Raw genomic sequence first — 24,574 nt, 5'->3', positions numbered from 1 at the left:
CGTTATATGGCAGGGCTCCTTGTCATCAAGCCAAGGAGCCCTGCCTTTAAACCGTAACCGCTGCTTGCTTAGCGGACGGAATCGACGGGTGCGCCGTTGACAGCCGGAACCTCAGTGGGAACCTGGTTGGGCAGCGACGGCACAGCCGGGACGGCAGGAACTGCCGGAACCGCGGGCGTCGACGGAACAGCGGGAACTGCCGGAACCGCCGGGGTGGCCGGAAGTTCGGACTTTACGGAAGCGTCGGCGTTGGCGTCAGCCTTGGCGTTGCCGTCAGCCTTCAAGCCTGCAGCCTTGCCGGCTTCCACGACTGCGGTGCAGTGTGCCTCGACGTTGGCTTCGCCACCGGCGGCAATGGCCAGGGACTTGAAACCGGCAACCTTGGTGTCGGCCTTGAGGCCACCGTTGAGGAAGGAGTTGCAAAGACCGAAAGCTTCCGGCGACGTAGCGTCTTCCACGGCAGCCTTGGCGTCGTTGACGGCGTCGGTTGCCTTGGCCTTGCCGGCCTCGGCTGCGTCTTCTGCGGTTGCCTTGGCGGTCTCGACGGCGTCGGTTGCCTTCGCCTTGGCGGTTTCGGCAGCGGCGGTGGCTTCAGCCGTCTTCTGCTCGGCGATGGGGGCAGGGGCACCCACGACATCGTGCGCGGTCTGCTGGATTTCAGTGGGAAGGGCGCCATTGAAGGCAGCGACGCCGGTTCCGCCGACAGCTACAGCTCCGGCAGCCAGGACGCCTGCGGCGACTTTGCTGGTGGCAAGTACAGTGAACAAGGACATAAAACCCTCCGACAAACGATTTTGGGATTGCCCCGGCAGCTGTTGGGTGGCTGCCGGATGATCAGCGTGCGGGCGTGGCCCGTACTCCCCCTACATCGCTGGGGAACCCGTGGAGGTTACGCCTTTCCCAAAAAATGTTTTGAAGCCAGCGCCCGGGCCTGTTCAATCAGCCTCAGGACCGCTACCGGGCCGGCCGGATCCACAGGTGCCGGGCGCGCGGACGACGCGCCGCCGTCGTCGAGCTTTTCCGCCAGAAGACGGTAAAACTCCGGGTAGGCGCCGCGCTCGGTGGGGACGGTTCTGCGTTCGCCGTCCAGCTGGAGCGTGCCATGGTTTTCTTCAGGCTCGACGCCGTACTGCGGGTCCGTGGGCAGGCCTCCTCCCAGCACAAAGGGCTCTTGCGGATCGGTGCCGAACTTCACGAAGCCGCCCTCGGTGCCGAGGATACGGAAACGTGGACCGTGGAGGTGGCTGTTGAGGTTGATGGTGGCGTGGGTGACCACGCCGGAATCGTGCCGGAGGACGAGGAAAACGTCGTCGTCGGCGTTCTCCTGGGGGCGTCTTGCGGTGATTTCAGCATAGGTGACAGTGGCCGGGCCGAAGAAGCGGAGCGCGAGGTCCAGGACGTGCGTGCCGAGGTCGAACAGGACCCCGCCGCCCTCTTCCGCTGTGGCACTGGCCTTCCACGCCTTGGCGATCTCCGGCGCCCAACGCTCCATGCCGATCTCGAACCGGGTTACGGCACCCAGCGTCCCGGCGTCGAGCAGTTTCTGCACGGTAAGTGCATCGCCGTCCCAGCGCCGGTTCTGGTAGACGGTGAGGACCCGCCTTTCCTTCGCAGCCAAGGCCATCAGTTCCTCGCCTTGGCTGCTGTGGATCACGAAGGGCTTGTCCACGACGACGTCGAGTCCGGCTTCCAGCGCGGCTTTCGCGAGCGGGTAGTGGGTTGCCGGCGGTGTGCCGAGGACGACGAGATCCAGCTGGTCTGCGAGCGCGAGGATGTCCTCGGGCGTGTTGACGATCTTCGCCTGTGGGTAGCGGTCTTTGGCTTTCGACTGCCGTTCCGGGTCCGAGGTTGCGATGATGCTCAGCTCATAGGCCGGGTTGGCTTCAATGAACGGCGCGTGGAAGACGCTGCCCGAGAGCCCAAAGCCTGCGACGGCGGTACGGATCGGCTGTGAAGTCATGCCCCAAGGCTACCGACCCTCTCTCACGTAACACCCCCTTCCAGCAAACCCTCCATCACCTTGTGAGCGAGGGTGGGTGGGAAGCGCGGGGGATGTGAGCGAGGGTGGGGACGGCGAAGGCCGGGAATCTCCCCGAACCGTTCAACGGGTTCGGGAGATTCCCGGCCTTCAGGAAACTACAGCGGGCGGGCTACTTCTTGGCGCCCTTTTCCCAGCCGATAGTGGTCCAGTCCGGAACGTTGGAGTTGCTCTTGAACAGGGACGGGCCGTAGTTGGCCAGGCCCTTGTGCACGAACTGGATCTCGGGGCCGTTGAGGACGGTTCCCATGGAGAAGTACTTCTCCATGTGCTTCTTCTCCACCTCCATGGCGGCCTTGTTGCGCTCGGTGTCATCTGCGATGGTCGCCAGGCGCTTGATCTCGGCATCGAGCTCGGCGTCACCAAGGCCGTTCTCGTTGGTGGTGGAGTCGTAGTACTGCTTGACCGCATCCGTTGCGTCCGCGCCCACGGTGTAACCGGAGATGGTCACATCGAAGTCGCGGGTTCCAACAACCTTGCCGAAGTCGGCGTCACCGCGCTGATCGATGGTCACGTCCATGCCGGCGGCCTTGAGCTGGTTCTGCAGGGTCTGCGAGGTGGCAGCGGTGGTGGGGTCATCGCCGAAGTTGGTGATCTTGAAGGCAACAGGAACACCGTCCTTCGCCATGATGCCCTTATCGTTGGGCGCGTAACCGGCGTCGGTCAGGACCTTCTTGGCGGCATCGGCCCCGCTGTCCTTCACGGGGTAGTTGTCCTGGTAGTACTGGGAGAACGGCATAAGCATCATCGAGCCCGAGCTTTCTTCCGACCAGTTCAGGCCGTTGAAGCGGACGTCGCGGATTGCTTTACGGTCGACGGCGGTGAAGATCGCCTTGCGCACGGCCACGTCAGTCAGCGCGGGCTTCTTGGCGTTGAGGTTCAGGCCGCCGGCGAACAGGCGCTGGCCGCGGCGGACGTCGGCATCCTTGGTGCCTTCGAGCTGCTTGTAGCGTCCCAGGGTACGTCCGCTGGTGGCGTCGATTTCACCGTTCTTGAAAGCAGCGATGGTTGCGCTCGGTTCCATCTGGCGCCAGATGACCTTTTCCAGGACCGGCTTCTGGCCCCACCACTTGTCGTTGGGAACCATGGTGACGGTCTTCGCCGTCGTGTCGTACTTCTCCACCTTGAACGGGCCTGCCATCCACTCGGGGTGCATCTCCCCGGCGAAGCCCTTGTTGAAGATGTCAGCGGTGTTGATGGCCGGGTGGATCAGGCCGAAGAACAGGCTTTCCAGCGGGTAGACAGGCTGGGTGGTGGTGACGATGACTTCCTTGTCGTTGGCACCGGCCTTGACCGAATCCACGAAGGCATAGGCACCCGCGGTGACGATGTCAATGGCCTTGTCCTCGCCCTTGAGCATGTTCCACGTGTTCTGGAAGGTCTTGACGTCGATCGGAGTTCCGTCGTTCCAGGTCGCCTTGTCGTTGACCTTGATGGTGATGGTCTGCTTGCCATCCTTGACTTCGCTCTTGACGTCCTCGCAGAAGTCCTTGTTGGGTGAAGCCTTGCCATCGAAGTCGAGCTTCCAGCAACCGCCGATGCCGCCACTGCTCATGCCGACAGGGTTGACCGGAGTCAGCAGAGCGGAGGTGTCCGCGCTGTTGCCCACATTGGAGTTGTTGTTGAAGTCCGGGCCAATACTGCCCACAGCGAGGGTAACCGTGCCACCCTGCTCCAGGTCCTTGGCTTCCTTGGCGTTGACGCTGATCAGCTTGCTGATGTCGCCGCCTGCTTCTTCGGCCTTCTGGGAGGCCGGACCCGACGGCGTTCCCCCGCCGCAAGCGGTCAGCATCAGCGCTGCTGCCAGTGCTACGCCGCCGATCGTCGTGTACTTCTTCATGGTGTGCCCTTCATGTTTACGACTGGAAAATCATTTGCGAGTTTGAGACCAGGGATTTATTCAAATGAGTCATGTGTTGTCAGGCATGCACCACCAGCATGTCGGCATCAATTTCTCCATCCGGGAAGAAGCAGGCAAAGTCCTGTTCTCCTTCCTTCCCGGAAGCCAGTGGCGGCTCCAGAGTAAGGCACTTCTCCTGCTTTTCGGCAGGCAGTGCGGCGAACACCGGGCAACGCGTAGCAAAGTTGCAGCCCTTGGGGGCGTCGAGGGGGCTGGGAAGATCGCCCTGCAGAATGATGCGTTCGCGGGTGCGTTCCACCTCGGGATCCGGCACCGGAATCGCGGACAGCAGCGCCCTGGTGTACGGGTGGCGTGGATTGTCGAAGACGTCGTCCACGTGGCCCGTCTCCACGATTTTGCCCAGGTACATCACGGCAACCCGGTCCGAAATGTGGCGGACCACCGAGAGGTCGTGCGCCACCATCAGGTAGCTGAGGCCAAGTTCGGCCCGCAGCTTGTCCAGCAGGTTGATCACACCGGCCTGCACGGACACGTCGAGAGCCGAGACAGGTTCGTCCAGGACCACGAGCTTGGGATTGACGGCGAGCGCCCGGGCAATGCCGATGCGTTGGCGCTGCCCACCGGAGAACTGGTTGGGGAAGCGGTTGACGTGGTCCGGCTGCAGGCCCACCAGCTTCATGAGCTCCATGATCCGTTTGCGGACGGCAGCCTTGGGCATGCCCAGGTTCTCCAGCGGTTCGGCCAGGACCTCGTACACGGTGAACCGCGGGTCCAGGGCGCCGGTGGGGTCCTGGAACACCATCTGCATCTCTTTGCGCATGGCCATGGTGGTCTTGTGATCGGTGGCTGCCTTGTTGCTGACGCCGCCGATGACAACCTCACCCACCTGGTCCGGGTGGAACTCCATGATCTCCAGGAGCGTGGTGGTCTTGCCGCAGCCGGACTCGCCCACGATCGAGACGCACTCACCCTCGCGGATGTCGAAACTCAGCCCGTCCACGGCCTTGACCGTGCCGATGCGCCGCTTGATCAGGGCGCCCTTGAGAAGCGGGAAGTGCTTCTTGACGTCCTTGAGTTCCAGGACCTTTGCGCGCTCGAGGCGGGGGACGCCGTCGAACTTCGATACCGGCTTGGGCGGCGCGTGGAAGATCTTGTGCGCGTCGGCATCGCCGGAAAGTTCATCGGCCTTGATGCAGGCCGCCTTGTGGCCGAGCGTTTGGTCCGCAGAGCCCGGCACGGGAATCAGTTCGGGTTCGCCGTGCAGGCAGGCATCGCTGACCATGGGGCAACGTGCTGCGAAGGAGCACCCGAGAACGGGCAATGCCAGGTTGGGCGGTGTTCCTTCGATCGGCACCAGCGACTGCTTCTCCGAGGAGTCCACGCGGGGCACGGCGCCGAGCAGGCCCAGCGTGTAGGGCATCCGCGGGTTGTAGTAGATGTCCTCCACTGTGCCGGTCTCCACGGGCTTGCCCGCGTACATGACCATGATGTCGTCCGCCATGCCCGCCACGACGCCGAGGTCGTGCGTGATCATGACGACGGCGGCACCGGTCTCCTCCTGCGCCGTGTGCAGGACTTCCAGCACCTGCGCCTGGATGGTGACGTCCAGCGCCGTCGTGGGTTCATCGGCGATGAGCACCCGCGGATCGTTGGCGATCGCGATGGCGATCATGACGCGCTGGCGCATGCCGCCGGAGAACTCGTGCGGGAAGGCCTTGAGCCGGTCCTTGGGGCTCGGGATGCCCACCATCCGCAAAAGTTCGACGGCGCGGGCTTCTTTGGCCTGCTTGCTCATGGTGGGGTTGTGTACCGTGAGGGCCTCGATGATCTGGTTGCCCACCGTGTACACGGGTGTCAGGGAGGACAGCGGGTCCTGGAACACCATGGCGATGTCGTTGCCCCGGTGCTTGCACATGGCCTTGTCACCCAGGCCCAGGAGCTCCTTGCCCTTGAAGCGCACCGAGCCGGTGATGTCCGCTGTTTCGGGGAGCAGGCCCATGATGGCCATCGAGGTGACGGATTTGCCGGAGCCGGACTCACCCACGATGCCCAGCGTCTTGCCCGGCATGAGGTCGAAGTCGACGCCCCGGACAGCATGGACCACGCCGTTTTCGGAGTTGAAGCGCACGTTGAGGTCGCGGACGCTGAGGACGGCGTCCCCGGGGGCGTAGAGTCCGGCGTCGCGGAGGCGCTCGGCGGGGTTCTGGGAGGTGTTGGTGCTCATTTGTTGGTCACCTTCGTGGTCTTGGTCTTCGTCTTCGCCCGGCCGATCGAGCTGGAGCTGGGGTCGAAGGCGTCGCGGAGGCCGTCGTTCATCATGGCCAGCGAACCGGTCAGGAAGAACATCACGATCAGCGGTACCCAGAACATCCAGGGGAAGGAGGACACCTGGCCCGTCGCCTGGCCAATGAGGACGCCGAGGCTGACGTCCGGAAGCTTGATGCCGATGCCAATGAAGGAGAAGGCAACCTCGGCAAGAATGGCACCTGTAATGCCCCGGGTGAAGTCGAGGACCAGCAGGGAGCCGATGTTTGGAACCAGGTGTCGCCAAACGATCCTGCGGGAAGGCACGCCCATGTACTTGGCGGCTTTGACGTAATCACGCTGCATGAGGGACATGGACAGCGAGCGCACCAGGCGGGCAGTGCCCATCCAGCTGAAGAACAGCAGCACAACCACCAGCAGCAGCCAGCTGGGAAGGCTCTTGAGCCCTCCGCTGCCGCTGGTCGCCACGGCAACCACCAGGATGGCGGGCATCATGATGAGTGCTTCAAGAATGAACAGCATGGTGGCGTCCACCTTGCCGCCAAAGAACGCCATGGTGCAGCCATAGACGGCGGAGATCAGCACGGACAAGCCGCCCACAATCAGGCCGATAAGGATCGAGGTCCTGGTGCCATCGACTATGAGCGCCATGAGGTCGATGCCGGCCTGCGTGGTGCCCAGAAGGTGGTCCGGGGACGGCGGCATGCCGATGTTGAGGGGATCGATGGTTTCCTTGTCCCACGGCGTCAGGAACCCGCCGAAGACGGAGAACAGGAACAGCGCCAGGAAGATGAACAAGCCGGCGACGGCGGTCCGGTTCCGCATGAAGCGACGGAAGATGATGCGGGACTTGCCGATCACGACGTCCTGGTCGGCTACCCGTGTCTCATCGATTTCGGCGATCGGGTCAATGATGTTTGTCATTACTGGACCCTCACTCGCGGATCGACCAGGGTGGTGGCGAAGTCGGCCAGGATGGCGCCGATGGCGAAGATGACCGAACCGTAGGCCAGGGTGGCCGTGGCGACGTTGACGTCCTGCAGGCCGATGGACTGGATGCTCCAAAGGCCGATCCCCGGCCAGGCGAAGATCGCCTCGGCGAAGAAGCCGCCCGTGAAGATGGCCGGGATGGTGAAAGCGATGCTCTGGGCAACGGGAATGAAGGAGACGCGCAGGGCGTGCTTCCTGATGGCCTGGTTGCGGGTCAGCCCCTTGGCCCTCGCGGTGCGGACGAAGTCCGCATTGACGTTGTCCAGCAGGTATTGCCGCTGGGCAATCTGGTAGCCCGCCCAACCGAAGATGGTCATCGCAAAGGTGGGCACGGCGTAGTGGGCCACAAGGTCAACGAAAGCCGGCCAGCCCGGGTCTATTCCCGGCGTCGAAATTCCTGTCACGAAGAAGATGCGCTCGCCGACGGCCTCATTGACGCTGATGGCACCGAGCTGGACCAGGAAATAGGCGATGGGCGCTGGGAGGATATGGACCAGGTAGCTGTAGGACGTGATGACGCGGTCCTGGAACTTGTACTGGCGTGCTGCGGAGTAGACACCCAGGGCCACGCCGATGATCAGCGTCAGGATGATCGAGGCGATGAAGAGCCGGGTGGAGACCATGACGCGGTCCGCAAATTCGGCGTTGACGTAGGCGCCGTTCGGGCTGCGGCCCCAGTCCCAGCGGGTCACGATGCCGCCCAGCCATTCGACGTAGCGCTCCCAGGGGTTCTTGTCCGGGTCGAGCCCGAGGCCACGGAAGGATGCGGCGACTTGCTCCGGCGTTGGCCGCGGGATTTTTTCCTGCTCCAGGACGGCCGGCTTGAGGGAGGACACTGCCAGGAAATATCCGGCGCTTGTGGTCAGGAAGATCATGATCAGGTAGATGCCCGATCTCTTCAGCAGATATTTCAGCATGTCGGGTGGCTGCCCCGAATCGTGGCAAAACTCAAAGCTCGTCCTTCCGCGGTTCCCGGCTGTGGCCGGCGTCAGCTGCGAATTGGCGCAGCGGGTGGTTTGGCTCCCCCAGCGCCTCTTCAGTGATCACCGGGCCATGTATGGCATGGGTCACATTCAAGAGGAAACTACCACAATAAGTGCTTCACGTTTTGCTTCGACGACGCCACTTTAAGGCCTGCAGCCAGATTGTTATGTGCAGCTTGCGTCACGAAATGGACGACGACGGCACTTAAGCGCCGCTGCCAGGCGCCAGGGCGGGGGCCCGGGGCTATTTGCCGCCCAAGAGCCTCGTGATGAGCTCGCCCCAGGAATCGGTGAGTCGTCGTGGTGAAATCCCCCGCGCCCGGACATCGTCAACGATCCGTTCCGGGTCCAACGCGTAGGTCAGCGACATGGCCATGACCCAAGGATCCGCAATGCCGGCCTCCCGCAGCAGAACTTCCATGTGCCGGTGCGAAAGCTTCGTCGCCGGGACATCGAATCTGTTGCGGGTGGCAGCACCGGCCGCCTTGAGCAACTCGCCGTTTTCCAGCACGAAATAGATCCGGCCCTCGCCAAATGCCACGAGGCGATCCTTCGGCGAAGCGCCCGGACCCAATGGTGGCGGCCCGAACATGAAGGCCCGTTGGAAGTCCGACTCCGCGTCGCTCAACAAGGTCATCATGAGGCCTGCCCTGCTGCCGAAGCGCCGGAAGACTGTCCCCTTGCCCACCTTGGCTTTGCACGCGAGGGCGTCCATGGTCAGCGCGTCTGCACCGAACTCATCCACCAGTTCCCGGGCAGCGCACAGCAGGCGCTCGCGGTTCCGCGCGGCGTCGCTGCGCTCATGCGGCAGCCCTGGCGTCCCCAATGGCGCGTCAGGCTGGAGGGGGATGAAGCTCACAAGAAACATAATAGACCCGGGAATAGAAACCGGACCGTAGTCCGTTTAGTATCGGTGAAGGCTCCAAAGCCCCACAAACCGCAGGCCGGATACCCTCAGCCCGGCCCGACACAAGGAGACACCATGTCCAAGAGCACCGTCCTCACCCTCGTCGGCAGCCTGCGTGCCGATTCCCACAACAAGAAGCTCGCCGAAGCCATCCAGCTGAACGCCCCGGAGAACGTAGAAGTCCAGATCCACGACTCCTTGGGCAACATCCCCTTCTACAACGAAGACATCGACGTCGAAGGCCAGGTTCCCGCCGAAGCCGCCGCCCTCCGCGAGGCAGCTTCAGCCGCCGACACCATCCTCCTGGTCACCCCCGAGCACAACGGCACCGTCCCGGCATCGCTCAAGAACGCCATCGACTGGCTGTCCCGCCCGTTCGGCGCCGGCGCCCTGTCCGGTAAGCCGACCGCCGTCGTCGGAACCGCCTTCGGCCAGTACGGCGGCGTCTGGGCCCAGGACGAGGCCCGTAAGGCCGTCGGCATCGCCGGCGCCAAGGTCCTCGAGGACGTCAAGCTGGCCGTCCCGGGTTCCATGATCCGCTTTGCTGAACTGCACCCGAAGGACGACGCCGAGGTCGTTGAGCAGATCAAGGGCATCTTCGAGCCGCTGACTGCCGTGCAGGATGACGAAGAAGCAGCAGCCTAGTCATTCACCGGGTTGATGCCCCCGTCCCGCAGTCCGCGGGACGGGGGCATTTTCCGTTTCTGTTTGCTCCGTTCCGGGCGGCTGGCTCCTGAGGCGTGACCAACTCTTGTCCGAACCGTCACCGTAGCGGCATGTTGTGCGGCGCCCTACCGTCCTAACGTTGGACGTACAGGTGGACGGGGACAGGAGCGCGGGGCTGTCATGCGTACCGGACGGGGAATCACAAGCACGACGGCGATCGCGGCTGCCTGCCTCGCTTTCGGTGCTTGGGTGGTTGGCTGCACCACGGTTCCGGACGCCGCTCCCCTCCCGACGCTGAACTCCCCGCCTACGGTTTCCGTGCCCTCGCCGGCCTCGCCTTCGCTTGCTGCCTCGTCGCCCGCGATTCCTTCCCCTGCGGCGCCGAGTGTCCCCGCTGCAGGTGTTCCCTCGGTCGCAGTTCCGGCCGAGCCTCCTGCCTCCGCGACTGTTGCTCCGGCATCGTCGCCTGCCTCCGCGGGCACCGCCGGGCCGCGCGCGACGCAGCCGGTTCCCGTCGTCGAGCCTTCGCCGGAACCAGGCACCAGCGCCCCTGAGCCGAGCGCCACGGCCATGTTGGCCCCGGAGCTGGACGCCGACGGCCCCGCGGTCTACTACGTCGCAATCGACGACGGCGGTGCGCGCGGCGTTCGCTTCGGCTGCAACGACAGCCTGGTTCCCGTGCGCGGTGTTTCGGTTCCCGGCGATCCGCTGTCCGTGGCGCTGGGACGCTTGCTGGAAGCAGGCCTACCGGTGGACAGCGACGCCGCCCTCTACGATTCGTTGGCCGGTTCATCGCTAAGATTCCTGTCCGGCTACATGAATGGCTCCACCGTGGTGGTAAACCTCAGTGGATCCCTGCGGCCGTCCGGAGTGTGCGACATTCCACGCATCCAGGCCCAGCTGATCCACACGGTCGTGTCCGCCACGGGAGCTTCGCGGGCCGAGATCTACGTCAATGGCCGCACGCTCACGGAGGCGCTGAGCCTGCGGTGAAGGCGAGCCGCCGGGACGGGTGGTGTTCTCCATCATCGACAGCGAGTGGAAGACGGTAAAACTGTCGCTCCAAGAGAAGCTTGCCAGCAGGTAATCGTTCCCGCGCCGCTAATGCGTTCCTGGGCCGCTGCTGCGTTGTTGGGCCGCAACGGAATTGCGGGGCGGCGACGGGCTTGCTGCGCGGGGCCGGTGGCGGCTGACCGGGGCCGCCGGGACGCGGCTAGGCCGTCGCAATGGCCAGCACCCGCCTCAGGGCCCAGGCTACGCGCAGCAAAGACAGCACCGCGGCAAAGGCCAGCACGAAGGCCACGGCCTCGGGGATCCACAGGCCGGTGGGCGCGTCTCCCTCAAGGACAACCGTGACCAGTGCTGCGATCACCAAAAGACCGAGCCCGGGAATGGCGAAGAGGAAGACCTCGCCGATCTGGCGTCGGTGGATAGCCGAAAGCCTTTCCAACGGCAGTTCCCGCTGGCCCGGGGCGGCCTTCTTTCCGAGCACGTTGATCAGCATGGAAACACTCGTCAGGGTGAGCCCGGCCGTAGCACCGGCCAACGTGGCGAGGGTTTGGGACAGGGTTCGCCGCGCCCCGGGATCCACATGTTCCAGCATCAGCGGTTGGCCTGCCACGGCAGCGATGCCTGCCCAGAGCATGACCGCCAGGGCAGCCCAAAGGTAGTCGGCCGTTGGATGCAACAGGAACCATCGCCACAAAGCGTTGCGCCGACCAGGGCGGTCAACATCAACCTCGTACAAGCTCATGACCGTCTCCGACGTGGGGTTCGCTGGCCGCAGCAAGAGCTGCGCGGACAGTGGCCTTTCCTCCCGCGACGAGGTCCGGGACCAGGCCGGAATCGGCAGTTCCTTTGATGTCCGGCAGCGTCCTGGCGAAAAAGGCCTCGTTGTCGCGAGCTTGTTTGTTGAGGATCACAATGGCCTCAGCGGCGGACTTCTGTGGATCATTGAAAACATCCGGGTCAACCTCAATGTGCGAAATGAACCGCTCCTTCAGCAAGTCCACTACTTCTCGGTCACCGGTCAGGGAGTCCTTCCCCTCCGCCACCACATAATCGAAATGTTCCACGGAGCCGGCCTGCCGGAACAGATCGATCAACCGTTGAATGCGTTCCCGGATACGCCGCTTGTCATCGGCACTTCCGGACCTGCCCACACTCAAGGAAATCCGGAAGGTTCCCTGGTTCATCAAACGGGAGGCACTCTCCAGCACATCAGCCCATTCCCCTTCCATGAGCTTTCCGGACAGGCGCTCTGCGGGCAGGGCGAACTCGAAACGGCTCACCTCCAGCCGGGCAAGGATTTCCTCGACATCCTCCCTCACTACCGGCACCAACGTCGGCTCCAGACCCAGCATGCCCCCGAGGTACTCCCCCATCCGGGATGCCCGCGGACCGTTACCACTGGTCAGCACTGCAATGACATTGCGTTTGAGGAAGGCGAAGTACGTGGTCTCCAACAGATGGTCACCCGGCGCCAAGGGAAGGGGCTTGCGACGACCAAGAGCATCGCCAACACTGGGCAGATTGGCGTCCCGGACCCTGTCAAGAAGCAGCACAGGGCATGGCGAAATCGCGACCGTCTGGGCGATCATCACCGTCCCGTCAGCGCTGGTGAAGTGCCGGTCCGTTCCGGCGTCCTGGGCCTTCTTCAGAACTTCCGCCACACGGCGCGCAGGAAACGGGCGGTTGAGCTCATCCCCGTTCAGCTGCTCGATCCACCAGAACTGCACACTGCGCCGTGCCATGAAACCTCCCCTCGTCTTCCATGGTTCCCACGCTATCGGCGGGGTCGGACATTAAGGCCAGGTGCCGCCGTCGTGCGTCTTTTACGGACCCCTTACAGGCTGTACTTGGGGCCCTGCTCGAACAGGGCGTCCATTTCGCCGTGGCTGCGGGTACCGGCGAGGCCGGACCAGTTGCCGTCGCCGAGGATCTCGGTGGCCACGCGGGCGACTTTGGCGTAGGCGGCCTTGGCGGTGTTGCCGCCGATGCTGACCCGCCGGACGCCGGCGTCGTGCAGTTCCAGGGGCGACGGCGCCCCCACGCCCGCCAGCGCGTTGAGGGGAGCCTCTATCCGGCTGGAAAGCTCGTGCAGGACATGAAGGTCGACGACGCCGGGTACGAAGATTCCATCGGCTCCCGCGGTGACGTACGACTCGGCACGCTTGAGGGTTTCGTCGTAGGCCGAGTCCGGGAACTGGCCGGAGAGGTACGTATCGGTTCGGGCGTTGATGAACAGCGGGATTTCGCGCTCGTCGGCAACCAAACGGATGATGGCGATCCTGCGTGACTGCTCTTCGATGTCCGTGAGCGGGTCCGTCGCCGAGTCCTCGATGTTGATCCCCACGGCGCCGGCGTCGAGGACTGCGTGGATGGTGGCGCGGAGCTCGTCATCGGTTCGCCCGTAACCAGTCTCGATGTCCGCCGTCACCGGCAAGGTGGTGGCCCCGGCGATCCGTCCCAGCGCGGCCATGGCCAGGCCCCACGGCACATGATCGCCGTCCCGGAAGCCCAGGCTCCAGGACACAGCAGAACTCGAGGTGGCGATCGCCGTCGCACCGGCTTCCTGGACCACACGCGCTGAGGCCGCGTCCCAGACATTCACCAAAACCAAGGGAGTCGGTCCGGCGTCGTGGAGTTTGTGGAAATGTTGGGCTTTGGTCACGGATCCCCGGTGTGCTGTCATAGCTACATTCCAACCTCTGCTGCCCTCGCCGTAAAGCATGGTCCGGAATATCCGGTGATCCTGAAAACAAATGTTGCCTCTTTAGCAACATCGAGGAGTATCCTGTGACTGTGACCCACGAAACATTGGATGCCGGCGCAACGCTGCCCGCTGAAGCCATCGACGCCATTGAGCGGGCCGCCACGGCCGCTCACCCGCACGAGGAACTGTTCTCCGCGCGGGCCGCCAACATCAAGCAATCCGCCGTCAGGGATGTTTTTGACATCTCCATGCAGCCTGGGCTTGTCTCCTTGGCTGGAGGCAATCCCTATCTTCAGTCCCTTCCCCTGGAAAAGCTCGGCCAGACTGCCGCGCGGATCATCGCCGAAGAAGGCATGACCGCGTTGCAATACGGCGGTGGCCAGGGCACGGAGGAACTGCGGGCGCAGATCTGCGAAATCATGGCCGTTGAGGGAATCACCAACGCCCTTCCCGAGAACATCGTCATCACTGCGGGGTCCCAGTCAGCTCAGGACGTCGCCACCAAGGTCTTCTGCAACCCCGGCGACGTTGTGCTGGTCGAAAATCCCACCTACGTTGGCGCCCTGAACACGTTCGAGGCGTACCAAGTGCAGGTGGAACCGGTGGAAATGGACGACGACGGCCTGGTACCTGAGCTTCTTGAGGCCAGGATCGCGGCGCTCCAGTCAGAGGGCAAGAACATCAAGTTCCTCTACACGATCCCCAACTTCAACAACCCTTCCGGAATTACCTTGGCTGAAGAGCGCCGCCAACGGATCGTCGATATATGCCGCAACGCGAATATTATTGTGCTGGAGGACAACCCCTACGGACTCCTGCGCTTCGATGGCCGCCCGATCACGCCCATGCGTGCGAACAACCCGGATGACGTGATCTATTTGGGCTCGTTCTCCAAGATCTTTGCTCCCGGGCTCCGCATCGGTTGGGCCCTCGTGCCCGCGCATCTGCAGAGGCGCTTTTACCTCGCTTCCGAAGCCGTAACGCTATGCCCGCCACCTTTGAACCAGATGCTCGTCTCGGCCTATCTGCGCGACTTCGACTGGAAGGGCCAGATCAAGACGTACCGCACCTTGTACGCCGAGCGTTGCCAGGCCCTGCTGTCCGCGCTCGATGAGCACATGCCCGCTGGCCTGACATGGACCAAGCCAGCCGGCGGTTTCTTCGTCTGGGTCACCCTGCCCGAGGGCGTGGATACGTACCCGTTGCTCGGAAAGGCGATCGACGCCGGCGTCGTCTTCATCCCGGGCGCAGCCTTCTCCCCCGCCGACGGCCCCTCCAACAAGCTGCGCCTGGCCTTCAGCGCCGTCCCGCCGGATACCATTGCCGAAGGAGTGCGACGCCTGGCGCCTGTCTTGACCGAAGCCATCCAAGCCACCAGTGAAGGAGCAGCACGATGACCGGAGTTGTGATTGTCGGAGTCGACGGAAGCGAGACGGCGATGAGGGCTGCGCAGGCAGCGCAGCAGCTGGCCCTTGGGCTTGGCGCGAGCCTGCGCGTCGTCAGCGCCTTTGACAGCAACCGGACGGAAGTTGTGGAGATCGGCACGGACAGGTGGATAGTCTCCGATGCCGCTGAAGCCGAAACCGTAGCCCGCACCGTCGCTGAACGCCTCGCGCATGAGGGCCTTGAAGTGACCTACTCAGCTGCGCGCGGGAAACCGGGTGAAGCCTTGGTCAAGGAAGCTGAAGTGCAGGATGCCCGGCTGATCGTCGTGGGCAACCGCCGCATGCAGGGGTTGGGCCGGGTCCTTGGCAGTGTCGCCAATACCGTTGCCCACACCGCCCCCTGCGACGTCTACATTGCCAAGACAGACCAGCCGTAAAGCGAGCTGAATCACGCGGCCGGGTGGGGAGACTCACCCGGCATTTGGCGTCTTCCGGCCGAACCCCCTGATGCAACCGTTATAAAATTGAGATGCCCCCAATGGCGTGCGCCACCTCCACATCTCACTTTCAGGGGAACATTTCTTGCTTACTTTGCAGCCGCGCCAGCGCGTGGGCCACGACATCCTGCTCGCCCGTCACGGCAACAACATCAGCACCATGCGCTACGACCGCGCCAACAACCGCATCGTTGCAATGCTCGACGACGGCTCCTGGGACAGCGCCCCCAACATGATCACCCCGGGCCTGGAGATGCCCGAAACCATTGGAAGCGTGTTCCGCAAAGACTGGCGCTTCCTCTCCGTGGCGTGCGTAGCCATGATCACGGTCGCTGCAGTAGCCATGGGCATCAGCGTGGAGCTGGCCAACAACATGTCGACCACCGAACTCCAAGCATTGCTGGTCAACTACCCCGCGTTCTAGCCGAAGTCGAGGGTCTCCAGGCCGCCCGGGCGCCGACGGCGGGCCAGGAAAACGACAAGTCCCACAACAAGCCATGCAGCACCCAGCAGGTACGTAAACCACGCCAAGGATGTCCATAGCCAGGCAACGGATGCGAACCCGAGGACAGGCAGCACCAGATTACGGGCGGTTCCCCGGAACCCCCGGCTGCGCAGGTCGAAGAACAGGACCTTGATCGTGGCAAGGTTCACCACCGCGAAGGCTATCAACGCTCCGAAGTTGATCATGTAGACCGCTTGTTCGAGCGTGATGAACAACGCCACCAGCGACACCGCGGAAACCAGCAGGGCCGCGACAAAGGGCGTACGGAAGCGCGGCTGGAGCTTTGCAAGTATCCCGGGCAGGATGCGGTCCCTGCCCATGGCATAAATGACCCGACTGACGCTCATTTGGGCCGCCGTGCCGCAGAGCACCAGGCCGCCAAGGTTCACCAGCACGAACACCACCATCAGGACATCTCCCCCGGCACGCTGCATGAGTTCGGTCCCTGCGGCGTCGAGATTCGCAATCGACCGCCAATCCGGGGCGATCAGGCTTCCCGCCACCGAAAACAACGTGTAGCCCAAGCCCGCGAAAAGCGTGGACAAGATAATGCCCCGCGGAACGTCCCGCTTGGGATGGCGCGTTTCCTCCGAGAGTGTGGAAACGCCGTCGAACCCCAGAAAAGCAAAGGCGACGATAGCGGCTGCGGCCATAACGGGTGCGATCCCGCCCGCCCCGGGAGTCAAGGGCCGAACGAGGCTTTCCATCGAGAGTTCCGGGGCATTGAGGACAGCCAGAACAACAAACGCCAGGATGACCAGGACGGAAGCACCCACCACGACGAGATTCATCTTCTTGATCCAGCCGACGCCGATCACGCTGAAGAGCCCAACGACCAGCAGACACGCCAGGACTGCGAGCTGGGGCGGTATGCCGGGCACCAGACTGTTGAGATAAAGGCCGAACAACAGGAAGTTCACCATCGGCAGGAACAAGTAATCCAGCATCATGGCCCACCCCACCAGGAAGCCGATCGGCTTGCCGAAGGCACTGGACGCATACGCATAAGCCCCGCCGGTCACGGGAACATGCCGTGCCATCTGGCCATAGCTGTGCGCGGTAAACAGCATGGCGACCAAGGCAGCGACGTAGGCAGCAGGCAGATGACCGTCACTGATCTCGGTTCCAGCCCCGTACACTGCCACCACGGACAAAATGCCCATGGAGGTCAGGCCAAAGGCAACCAGCGACGGCAGTCCTAGAACGCGCCTCAGTGCAGGTTCCGTCGTCGGAGCCTCCGGGGCGGCTGTTGGGGTGGGGTACATGGCGCCTCCTTGATGCGATACGCATCACATAAATGAATGGTGTTCATTAGATTAGGGTGTCGGGTGCCCGATGTACATAGTTTGGTATTCCAAACTTGAGTTCTTTGCTATTGGTTGGCGGAATTGGTGGCCGAGAATAGTGGCCACTAGCCCCCCGCCCGCTGCGTTGGCACGTTTGGTATACCATAAAGCAAGAAGGGACACCGATGACTGAACTCTTGCCACTCAACCCAACCAATGCGGATCCCAACAATGGGCAGCCCATCCTGCATACGCCGGGCTTCGTGGATGCGCATATCCATCCCGACAAGACCTCTTGGGGTACTCCCTGGCTGTCCAGGCAAACAGCGCACAGCCTCAGGGACTTCATAGACAATGACCTGCGCACACAGCTCGCTTTCCAGACCACCGTTGAGGAACGCGCTCTTGCCCTCATGAAGCAGGCCGTCATGAACGGGACCATGGCGATGCGCGCCCATGTGGACATTGCTCCCCAGATCGGCCTGCGTAACGTCCATGGAGTGCGGGCTGCGGCCGAACAACTGGCCCCCTACCTGGATGTACAGATCGTCGCGTTTCCGCAGTTCGGCCTGCTCAGCAACCCGGGCACACTGGAACTCATGGAAGCCTCCCTGGCTGAGGGGGCGGACCTTGTGGGCGGGATTGATCCCCTGTCACTGGACGGGAACCTGGCGGGTCATCTGGACGCCGCCTTTGGACTCGCAGGCAAATACGGAAGGGATCTGGACATACACCTTCACGACGGCGGACAGGGGGGCCTTTCCCAAATCCGGACGATCGCCGAACGCACCGTGGCGGAAGGAATGCAGGGGCGGGTCACCATCGGCCACGGCTTTGCGCTCTGCGAGGGCTCGCAAGCGGAACTTGGGGCAACGCTTGACGCAATGGCAACCGCCGGGATGTGGATGGCGACCTGTGCCCTTGGAGCCGACCCCGTCCCGGCCCTGGATCTTTTGGAAAAGCACGGTGTTCGGGTCGCCCTGGGGTCTGACGGCGTTCGCGATGCCTGGTCGCCGTTCGGGTCCGGAAGCATGATGGACCGCGCACACCTGCTCGGTTACCGGACTGGAGCCATGACTGACACGGAATTGGAGAGGTGCTTCCGGATCGCAACGGCTGCCGGGGCGGAACTTGTTGGATCGGCGGCAGTTGCAGGATACTCCGGACCCGGGTGCGCCGACCGGCTGGAATTCGCTGCCCACTCAATACCTCAGTTGGTGGTGGACCGGCCTTCACCGCTCAAGGTGGTCCGGGCAGGTCAGGCTGTGGCCTTGTGAACCCGTCCCCTTCTACAGCATCCACTCCCGCAGCAGCCACCACAGTCCGGCGATGACGATGCCACCAAACAAGGACCCCGCGATGACCTGACCCAGGGTGTGGGCGCGAAGGACCAAACGGGACCAGCCCACCGCCGGGACGAGGACGAACAGGGGAAGCCACGCCGGTCCGCCCATGAGGACGGCGATGACGACCGCGGCCGCGAGGGCGGAGGCGTGCCCGCTCATCTTCCAGAAAGCGCTGACGACGGCCAAAACCGCGATCCCGGCGATCAGCGCGATGATCATCACCGAGACGCTCACCGGCCCGCCGATCAACTGCAGCACCAACAATCCGGTCACAACGGAGACCAGAGCCATCAAGAGCAGCGCCGGCCGCTGCCTCCGGTCGCTGACATGATGGTCCGAAATCCGGCCCAGCCTCACCATCACCAGCACGTAGGCAAGCGGAAGCACGCAAACGAAGAAGGCTCCCAGCAAGCCGAACCACATGGTCCCCGGAAATCCGGGTTCTATTGCCGGGCTTATCAGCAACAGGACCAAGACAACCACCGGCGGCTGGAAAACCTCAGTCAGAATGCGGGCAAAGGTTCGCCAGGGCCCTGTCAGCAGCTGCGGAGGCGTGTGTACCGGTTCTGCCTTCTGGTCAATCAAGCAACAGCGCCGGTTCTTCGAGAATGGCCGCGACATCTGCCATGAAGCGTGCCGACAAGTCGCCGTCCACCACGCGGTGGTCGAAGGAACCGCCCAGGGTGGTGATCCACCGCGGAATTACTTCGCCGTCCAGTACCCACGGCTTCTGCTTGATGGTTCCAAACGCAATGATGGCCACCTCGCCCGGATTAATGATCGGCGTGCCCGTATCAATGCCCAAGGCGCCGATGTTGGTGATGGTCAAGGTTCCGCCCTGCATCTCGGCAGGCTGAGTCTTACCCGCCCGGGCCTTGGTAGCCAGCTCATTAAGCGCCAGCGCCAGCTCCTTGAGGGAAAGGTCCTGCGCATCCTTGATGTTGGGAACCATGAGCCCGCGCGGGGTTGCTGCTGCGATGCCGAGATTCATGAAGTGCTTGATCTGGATCTCGGCTCCACCCTTGCCATCAGCATCTTCCACCCATGTGGCGTTGACGCTGGGGTTGCGGGCTGCCGCCCAAATGACCGCCTTGGCAAGGATAAGCAGGGGCGAGATCTTGATGCCCTCGAAATCGCGGGAAACCTTCAGGCGCTTGACGAACTCCATGGTCCGGCTGGCATCGACATCCACGAAAATGCTCACGTGGGGCGCCGAGAACGCGGAGTCCACCATTGCCTTAGCGGTCGCTTTGCGCACGCCCTTGACCGGAACGCGCTCCACCCGCTGGTCCTGCGGCTTCCTTGAGGCGCCCCAGAAAGTGTCGGCCTGATCGTGCTCAGCATCGCGCTGGGCCTGGTAGCTCACCAGGTCCTCCCGGGTCACCTCACCCCGTTGCCCGGTAGCGACGACGTCAGCGAGGTCGATGCCAAGATCCCGGGCGAACTTGCGCACCGGGGGCTTCGCCAAAACCTTGTTGACCAGACCACTGATGGTGCCGCTGATAGCGGCACCGCGGGTCGCTGCCGGCTGCTGCACCGCTGGGGACGGCACCTGCTGTGCGGGCTCGACGACGGCGCGTGCCGCCGTCGGACGATGCGCAACGGGTGCCTCGGCTGCTTTTGCCTCCAGAACCGCTTGGTTGTCCTGGACGGCACCTTCGGCGTTTTCGGCGACGCCGGCGGCCTCAACGACTGCGCCGGTTGGCCGTTTGCGGGCACGGCGTTTGACGGCGTCGGCCTTGGGTCCGGAACCCACCAATGGACCGCCGGCCGGCTGCTCCCCGGCCTCCGCCGTGAGCTTGCCGTAGACGGGGGTGAAGGTCTCTTCCGCTGCGGGAACCTCCGGTGCGGTGCCGTTGGCGCCTTCCTGGCCCTCCGAAACGGCGATGATCGCCGTGCCCACCTCCACGGTGATGCCTTCCTCGACCAGCAACTCGGTGACCGTGCCGGCAAACGGGGACGGCAACTCAACGAGCGACTTGGCGGTCTCGATCTCGCAGAGGACGTCGTTGATGGCAACGGTGTCGCCCGGCTTGACCTTCCAGGCAACTACCTCGGCCTCGGTCAGGCCTTCTCCGACATCCGGCAGGTTGAATTTCTTTACAGTCACAGTGGTCCTCGATTTCCGGTTACCAGGCAGCGAAGCCGGGCAGGATCAGGGCAGGTTTTCAGTAGGCCAGGGAGCGGTCCAGGGCTTCGAGGATCTTGTCGATGTCCGGCAAGTAGTCCTCCTCCACCTTGGCGACCGGGTAGGGCATGTGGAAGCCGCCCACACGGATTACCGGGGCTTCGAGGTGCAGGAACGCCCGCTCGCTGATGCGTGCCGCGATCTCACCGCCGATCCCGCCGAAGGTTGGGGCCTCGTGGGCGACAATCAACCTGCCGGTCTTCTTGACCGAAGCTTCCACCGTGTCGAAATCCAAGGGGGAGATGGAACGGAGGTCGATGACCTCGATGCTTCGTCCGTCCTCCGTGGCAGCGTTGGCTGCCGCCAACGCGACGGGCACCAACGGGCCGTACGCCACGATGGTGGCGTCGGTACCTTCACGGACGACGTGGGCCTTGAACGGGTCCTCGGAAAGGCCCGGGCTCTCGACGTCGACCTCGCCCTTGAGCCAATACCGGCGCTTTGGTTCGAAGAAGATCACCGGGTCCTTGCACTCCACGGCCTTCTGGATCATCCAGTAAGCGTCATGGGCGTTGGAAGGGCTGATGATGCGCAGGCCCGCGGTGTGGGCAAAGAGTGCTTCCGGCGACTCTGAGTGGTGCTCGATGGAGCCAATGCCCCCACCATAGGGAATCCGGATCACCACAGGAACGGTCAGCTTTCCCAGGCTCCGGGCATGGATCTTTGCAAGCTGGGTGGTGATCTGGTTGAAAGCCGGGTAGACGAAGCCGTCGAACTGGATCTCACACACGGGCGAGTAGCCCCTAAGGGCAAGTCCGATGGCCGTGCCCACGATGCCGGACTCAGCCAGCGGGGTGTCAAGGACGCGGTCGTCGCCGAATTCCTTGATGAGGCCATCAGTAACCCGGTAAACGCCACCCAGGTGGCCGATATCCTCACCCATCAGGAGCGACTTGGGGTTCTTCGTCAACGTTGCGCGGAGACCCTCGTTGATGGCCTTGGCGATGGTCATTGTTGCCATCAGTTGGATGCCTCCTGGTCGCTCTCGAAGCCGGCCGAGTACTCCTCGAACCAGGCCAATTCCTCTGCAATCAGCGGATGCTGCTCGGCGTAGACGCTGGCAAACGCCTGGCGGATGTCCGGGACTTCCAGCCCGTGCGTGGTGCTGCGAACGTACTTGGCCAGTTCGTCGCCGTCGGCCTTGACCTGGTCGAAGAACGCATCGTCGGCGAGACCTTCGGCACGAAGGTATTTCTCCAAACGGTCCAGCGGATCCTTTTCCCGCCAAGCGGCTTCTTCGGCGGACTCCCTGTATTTGGTGGGGTCGTCGGCCGTGGTGTGTGCACCCACCCGGTAGGTGTATGCCTCAATCAGGACCGGGCCACGCCCTTCGCGGGCGTGCTCCAGGGCCCATTCGGTGACAGCATGGACGGCAATAACATCGTTGCCGTCCACCCGAATACCCGGGAAACCATAGCCCTTGGCACGGTTGGAGAGTGGAACCTTGGTCTGAACCTCAGTTGGTACGGAAATTGCCCAGTGGTTGTTTTGGCAGAAGAACACCACCGGTGCGTTATAGGAGGCAGCAAACACCATGGACTCATGGACGTCGCCTTCCGAGCTGGCGCCATCCCCGAAGTAGGCCATGACGGCGGCTTTGGGATCCGTTGAATCCGTGGCGGCCGCTCTTTTCTGGTCGCGCTGGACGCCCATGGCATAGCCCACGGCATGAAGCGTCTGCGCTGCGAGTACGAGTGTGTAGAGGTGGAAATTGTTCTCGCGCGGATCCCATCCACCGTTGGACACCCCACGGAACTGCTTCAACAACTCTGCGAGGTCAACGTTCCGGACAAGGGCCACTCCGTGCTCACGGTACGTGGGGAAAATGTAGTCCTGCGGTTGGCTGGCGTGACCGGAGCCGATCTGGGCCGCTTCCTGGCCCGTCAAGGGGACCCACAAAGCGAGCTCGCCCTGGCGCTGGAGGGCGGTGGATTCCTGGTCGAAGCGACGGATCTTTGCCATGTCGGTGTAGAAAACACGGAGCTTTTCCGGATCAATTCGCTTGGCGTAGTCCGAGAAGATCGGGTCCGAGCCCAGCGTCCCGTCGGGTCCGAGCAACTGCACCATGTCCGTGGCTTCGCCTGGCGCGGCTGCCAACGCGGTAGTCGCCGCGAGAGAGTCTTCCGTCCCTGGGGGCAGTTGTGTCGAGCCCATTCCGTCTCCTTGCTTTGCCGTGGCTAACGCCGGGCAATGTCTGTCGCTGGGATATATGCCCGTTCCGGAATGCATTCCGGAACGGGCATACTTTTGGCTTTCGTCCCTTACTTTATCGGCAGTAAGTTCGGATTCCGCATTTGTTAACCGCTAGGAACCCAGCGGCGCCTTTGTATAACCTGCACAGAGATTCAGGAATCGGGTGTTGGCTTCCACCTCACCGATGCTGACGCGGACTCCTTCATTGGCGAAGGCGCGCACGGACAAGGCTTGTTCACCTGCCAAGGCCGCAAACTCAGCACTGTTCTCGCCGAGATTCAACCAAATGAAGTTGCCTTGAGCCTCGGGGACAAACCAACCCAAGTCCCGCAGCCCTGCCGTCACCCGGTCCCGTTCGACCACCAGGCTTTGTACCCTTTCCACAACCTGGTCGAAATTCTCAAGTGAAGTGACTGCGGCGCGTTCAGCGATTTGTGATACCGCAAAGGGCGTGGCCGTCACCCGGAGATGTTGGGTGAGAGCCGGCCCGGAAACGCTGTATCCCACGCGCAGGCCAGCAAGGCCATGGGCCTTCGAGAATGTCCGGAGAACTATGACATTGGGGTATTTCCGGTACAACTTGATGCCGTCTACAGCTTCCGGGTCACGTACGAATTCCTGATAGGCCTCATCAATGACCACCACCACATGCGGCGGAACCGAGCGGATAAAGCGTTCCGTTTCCTCGGCGGTGAGGATGGGCCCGGTGGGGTTGTTGGGCGTGCACAACAGGATCACCTTGGTGCGGACAGTAACTGCCGCAGCCATGGTGTCGAGATCATGGCGGCCGTCTGCCAGCAAGGGAATCTGCACACTGGCGGCGCCTGCAAGGCCCACACAGATGGGGTAGGCCTCGAACGAACGCCAGGCATAGATCACTTCATCTGCCTTGCCATCATCATTCTGGCCGGCGAAGGTGGCAAGGATCTGGTTCAGTGCCCCCAGGCTTCCGGCGCCTGTGACGACATCGTCAGCTGGGACGTCAAGGAATCCTGCAAGGGCCGTCCTGAGCTTCGTTGCCAAGGGGTCTGGGTAGCGGTTGATGTCGGTCTGGTCCGCGATTGCCTGCAACACTGCAGGTATCGGGGCCAGTGGGTTTTCATTGGACGACAATTTGTAGCTGGTAAGGCCTTCAATCGCTGCTGGCGGTTTACCTGCGGCGTATTTGGGAAGCCTGTCCACGACCGGTCGAGGGAGTACGCCCTCCGGTGCGTTGTCAGTAGTAGTCATGGCTTCAAGCCTACTTGTACCCTCGCCGCGAGCGCAGAGGCTTGGGGAGCCGCCCAGCCAGGGCACAGGTGCGTGTGGAACGATGGACCTATGGGTTCATTCATCATCCGCGTCCTTGTTAATGGGCTGGCTCTTTGGGTTGCTACCTGGCTGTTGCCAGGTATGGACATCAACACCACCGCTACGGAGTCAGCAGCGGCAAATGCAGGGCTCACGCAGGGCGCCGACACGGCCGGCATTATTCTGGGATACCTGTTTATCGGGCTCATTTTCGGTGTGGTCAACGCATTCGTTCGCCCCTTGGTGAAGATTCTGTCGCTGCCGGTGACGATCCTGACCTTGGGCCTTTTTACGATCGTGATCAACGCGGCGATGTTGTACCTCACTGCGTGGTTGAGCAGTTTCACACCGGTGCATTTGACCCTCGATTCCTTCTTCTGGACTGCGATCCTCGCGTCAATCATCATCAGCATCATCTCCATGGTGGCGGGACTCATTCCAGGCGCACGCAAGCGGTAG

General features: G+C 62.9%; 24 protein-coding genes. 7 read left to right on the top strand and 17 right to left on the bottom strand.

The window, feature by feature from the left end:
• Positions 1-68 precede the first annotated feature (68 nt).
• The 8 genes from PQ627_RS14295 to PQ627_RS14260 all read right to left on the bottom strand — a co-directional run bounded on the left by PQ627_RS14295 (position 69) and on the right by PQ627_RS14260 (position 8,996).
• Positions 69-773, bottom strand: coding sequence for a hypothetical protein (locus tag PQ627_RS14295; protein ID WP_274262040.1), 705 nt, complete (start codon positions 771-773; stop codon positions 69-71).
• Positions 774-889: 116 nt separating this feature from the next.
• Positions 890-1,960, bottom strand: coding sequence for a Gfo/Idh/MocA family protein (locus tag PQ627_RS14290; RefSeq protein WP_274262038.1), 1,071 nt, complete (start codon positions 1,958-1,960; stop codon positions 890-892).
• A 190-nt stretch (positions 1,961-2,150) separates the two neighbouring features.
• Entirely contained in the window at positions 2,151-3,878 is a 1,728-nt protein-coding gene (locus PQ627_RS14285) for an ABC transporter family substrate-binding protein (protein ID WP_144662111.1), read from the bottom strand.
• A gap of 79 nt (positions 3,879-3,957) precedes the next feature.
• Positions 3,958-6,123 carry a dipeptide ABC transporter ATP-binding protein gene (locus tag PQ627_RS14280; RefSeq protein WP_274262036.1) on the bottom strand — a complete coding sequence of 722 codons (2,166 nt, stop codon included), beginning with the start codon at positions 6,121-6,123 and terminating at the stop codon, positions 3,958-3,960.
• Positions 6,120-7,088 carry an ABC transporter permease gene (locus PQ627_RS14275; RefSeq protein ID WP_144662109.1) on the bottom strand — a complete coding sequence of 323 codons (969 nt, stop codon included), beginning with the start codon at positions 7,086-7,088 and terminating at the stop codon, positions 6,120-6,122. The genes PQ627_RS14280 and PQ627_RS14275 overlap by 4 nt, the downstream gene beginning before the upstream one ends.
• Positions 7,088-8,071 carry an ABC transporter permease gene (locus PQ627_RS14270; RefSeq protein WP_144662108.1) on the bottom strand — a complete coding sequence of 328 codons (984 nt, stop codon included), beginning with the start codon at positions 8,069-8,071 and terminating at the stop codon, positions 7,088-7,090. The genes PQ627_RS14275 and PQ627_RS14270 overlap by 1 nt, the downstream gene beginning before the upstream one ends.
• 31 nt (positions 8,072-8,102) lie before the next feature.
• Positions 8,103-8,225, bottom strand: coding sequence for a hypothetical protein (locus tag PQ627_RS14265; protein WP_274262033.1), 123 nt, complete (start codon positions 8,223-8,225; stop codon positions 8,103-8,105).
• A 156-nt stretch (positions 8,226-8,381) separates the two neighbouring features.
• On the bottom strand, positions 8,382-8,996 hold the full coding sequence (locus tag PQ627_RS14260; RefSeq protein ID WP_144662107.1) for a TetR/AcrR family transcriptional regulator: 615 nt from the start codon (positions 8,994-8,996) through the stop codon (positions 8,382-8,384).
• A gap of 123 nt (positions 8,997-9,119) precedes the next feature.
• Between PQ627_RS14260 and PQ627_RS14255 the strand changes: the two genes are divergently transcribed.
• Positions 9,120-9,689, top strand: coding sequence for an NAD(P)H-dependent oxidoreductase (locus PQ627_RS14255; RefSeq protein WP_144662106.1), 570 nt, complete (start codon positions 9,120-9,122; stop codon positions 9,687-9,689).
• Between the two features lie 201 nt (positions 9,690-9,890).
• Positions 9,891-10,703 (top strand): GerMN domain-containing protein, encoded by an 813-nt coding sequence (locus PQ627_RS14250; RefSeq protein ID WP_274262030.1) that lies wholly within the window; start codon positions 9,891-9,893, stop codon positions 10,701-10,703.
• Positions 10,704-10,923: 220 nt separating this feature from the next.
• Here PQ627_RS14250 and PQ627_RS14245 read toward each other — a convergent pair whose 3' ends face one another.
• The 3 genes from PQ627_RS14245 to PQ627_RS14235 form a co-directional block, all read right to left on the bottom strand.
• Positions 10,924-11,463, bottom strand: a complete 540-nt coding sequence (locus tag PQ627_RS14245; protein WP_274262028.1) for a hypothetical protein — start codon at positions 11,461-11,463, stop codon at positions 10,924-10,926.
• Entirely contained in the window at positions 11,444-12,463 is a 1,020-nt protein-coding gene (locus PQ627_RS14240) for a hypothetical protein (protein ID WP_274262026.1), read from the bottom strand. Before PQ627_RS14240 ends, PQ627_RS14245 begins: the two co-directional genes overlap by 20 nt.
• Before the next feature lie 92 nt (positions 12,464-12,555).
• Positions 12,556-13,404 (bottom strand): isocitrate lyase/PEP mutase family protein, encoded by an 849-nt coding sequence (locus tag PQ627_RS14235; RefSeq protein WP_274262024.1) that lies wholly within the window; start codon positions 13,402-13,404, stop codon positions 12,556-12,558.
• A 110-nt stretch (positions 13,405-13,514) separates the two neighbouring features.
• Between PQ627_RS14235 and PQ627_RS14230 the strand changes: the two genes are divergently transcribed.
• The 3 genes from PQ627_RS14230 (at position 13,515) to PQ627_RS14220 (ending at position 15,731) form a co-directional block, all read left to right on the top strand.
• Positions 13,515-14,822 carry an aminotransferase-like domain-containing protein gene (locus PQ627_RS14230; protein ID WP_274262023.1) on the top strand — a complete coding sequence of 436 codons (1,308 nt, stop codon included), beginning with the start codon at positions 13,515-13,517 and terminating at the stop codon, positions 14,820-14,822.
• A complete protein-coding gene (locus tag PQ627_RS14225) occupies positions 14,819-15,247 on the top strand; it encodes a universal stress protein (protein ID WP_274262021.1) in 429 nt (142 codons plus the stop codon). Before PQ627_RS14230 ends, PQ627_RS14225 begins: the two co-directional genes overlap by 4 nt.
• 172 nt (positions 15,248-15,419) lie before the next feature.
• Positions 15,420-15,731 (top strand): hypothetical protein, encoded by a 312-nt coding sequence (locus PQ627_RS14220; protein WP_144662318.1) that lies wholly within the window; start codon positions 15,420-15,422, stop codon positions 15,729-15,731.
• On the opposite strand, the gene PQ627_RS14215 is transcribed toward PQ627_RS14220, so the two are convergent.
• The gene (locus tag PQ627_RS14215) at positions 15,728-17,077 is read right to left on the bottom strand and encodes an APC family permease (protein ID WP_274262019.1); all 1,350 of its coding nucleotides are present in this window, start codon (positions 17,075-17,077) and stop codon (positions 15,728-15,730) included. The two genes, PQ627_RS14220 and PQ627_RS14215, sit on opposite strands and share 4 nt — an antisense overlap.
• Before the next feature lie 206 nt (positions 17,078-17,283).
• On the opposite strand from PQ627_RS14215, the gene PQ627_RS14210 reads away from it, so the two are divergent.
• On the top strand, positions 17,284-18,375 hold the full coding sequence (locus PQ627_RS14210; RefSeq protein WP_274262018.1) for an amidohydrolase: 1,092 nt from the start codon (positions 17,284-17,286) through the stop codon (positions 18,373-18,375).
• A gap of 12 nt (positions 18,376-18,387) precedes the next feature.
• Here PQ627_RS14210 and PQ627_RS14205 read toward each other — a convergent pair whose 3' ends face one another.
• From PQ627_RS14205 to PQ627_RS14185, 5 genes are all read right to left on the bottom strand, one after another.
• Entirely contained in the window at positions 18,388-18,984 is a 597-nt protein-coding gene (locus tag PQ627_RS14205) for a phosphatidic acid phosphatase (RefSeq protein ID WP_274262251.1), read from the bottom strand.
• A gap of 37 nt (positions 18,985-19,021) precedes the next feature.
• Complete coding sequence (locus PQ627_RS14200) at positions 19,022-20,554, bottom strand: dihydrolipoamide acetyltransferase family protein (protein WP_274262015.1); 1,533 nt, start codon at positions 20,552-20,554, stop codon at positions 19,022-19,024.
• A gap of 58 nt (positions 20,555-20,612) precedes the next feature.
• Positions 20,613-21,593 carry an alpha-ketoacid dehydrogenase subunit beta gene (locus PQ627_RS14195; protein WP_144662095.1) on the bottom strand — a complete coding sequence of 327 codons (981 nt, stop codon included), beginning with the start codon at positions 21,591-21,593 and terminating at the stop codon, positions 20,613-20,615.
• Positions 21,593-22,786 (bottom strand): pyruvate dehydrogenase (acetyl-transferring) E1 component subunit alpha, encoded by a 1,194-nt coding sequence (gene pdhA / locus PQ627_RS14190; RefSeq protein WP_443192759.1) that lies wholly within the window; start codon positions 22,784-22,786, stop codon positions 21,593-21,595. The genes PQ627_RS14195 and pdhA overlap by 1 nt, the downstream gene beginning before the upstream one ends.
• 150 nt (positions 22,787-22,936) lie before the next feature.
• A complete protein-coding gene (locus PQ627_RS14185; protein ID WP_186313637.1) occupies positions 22,937-24,055 on the bottom strand; it encodes a histidinol-phosphate transaminase in 1,119 nt (372 codons plus the stop codon).
• A 90-nt stretch (positions 24,056-24,145) separates the two neighbouring features.
• Between PQ627_RS14185 and PQ627_RS14180 the strand changes: the two genes are divergently transcribed.
• A complete protein-coding gene (locus tag PQ627_RS14180; protein WP_274262012.1) occupies positions 24,146-24,574 on the top strand; it encodes a phage holin family protein in 429 nt (142 codons plus the stop codon).

Origin of the sequence: Paenarthrobacter sp. AB444 (genome assembly GCF_028736865.1) — a bacterium.
GTDB classification, from domain to species: Bacteria; Actinomycetota; Actinomycetes; order Actinomycetales; family Micrococcaceae; genus Arthrobacter; species Arthrobacter nicotinovorans_B.
This window is presented reverse-complemented; position numbering and strand designations above follow the sequence as displayed.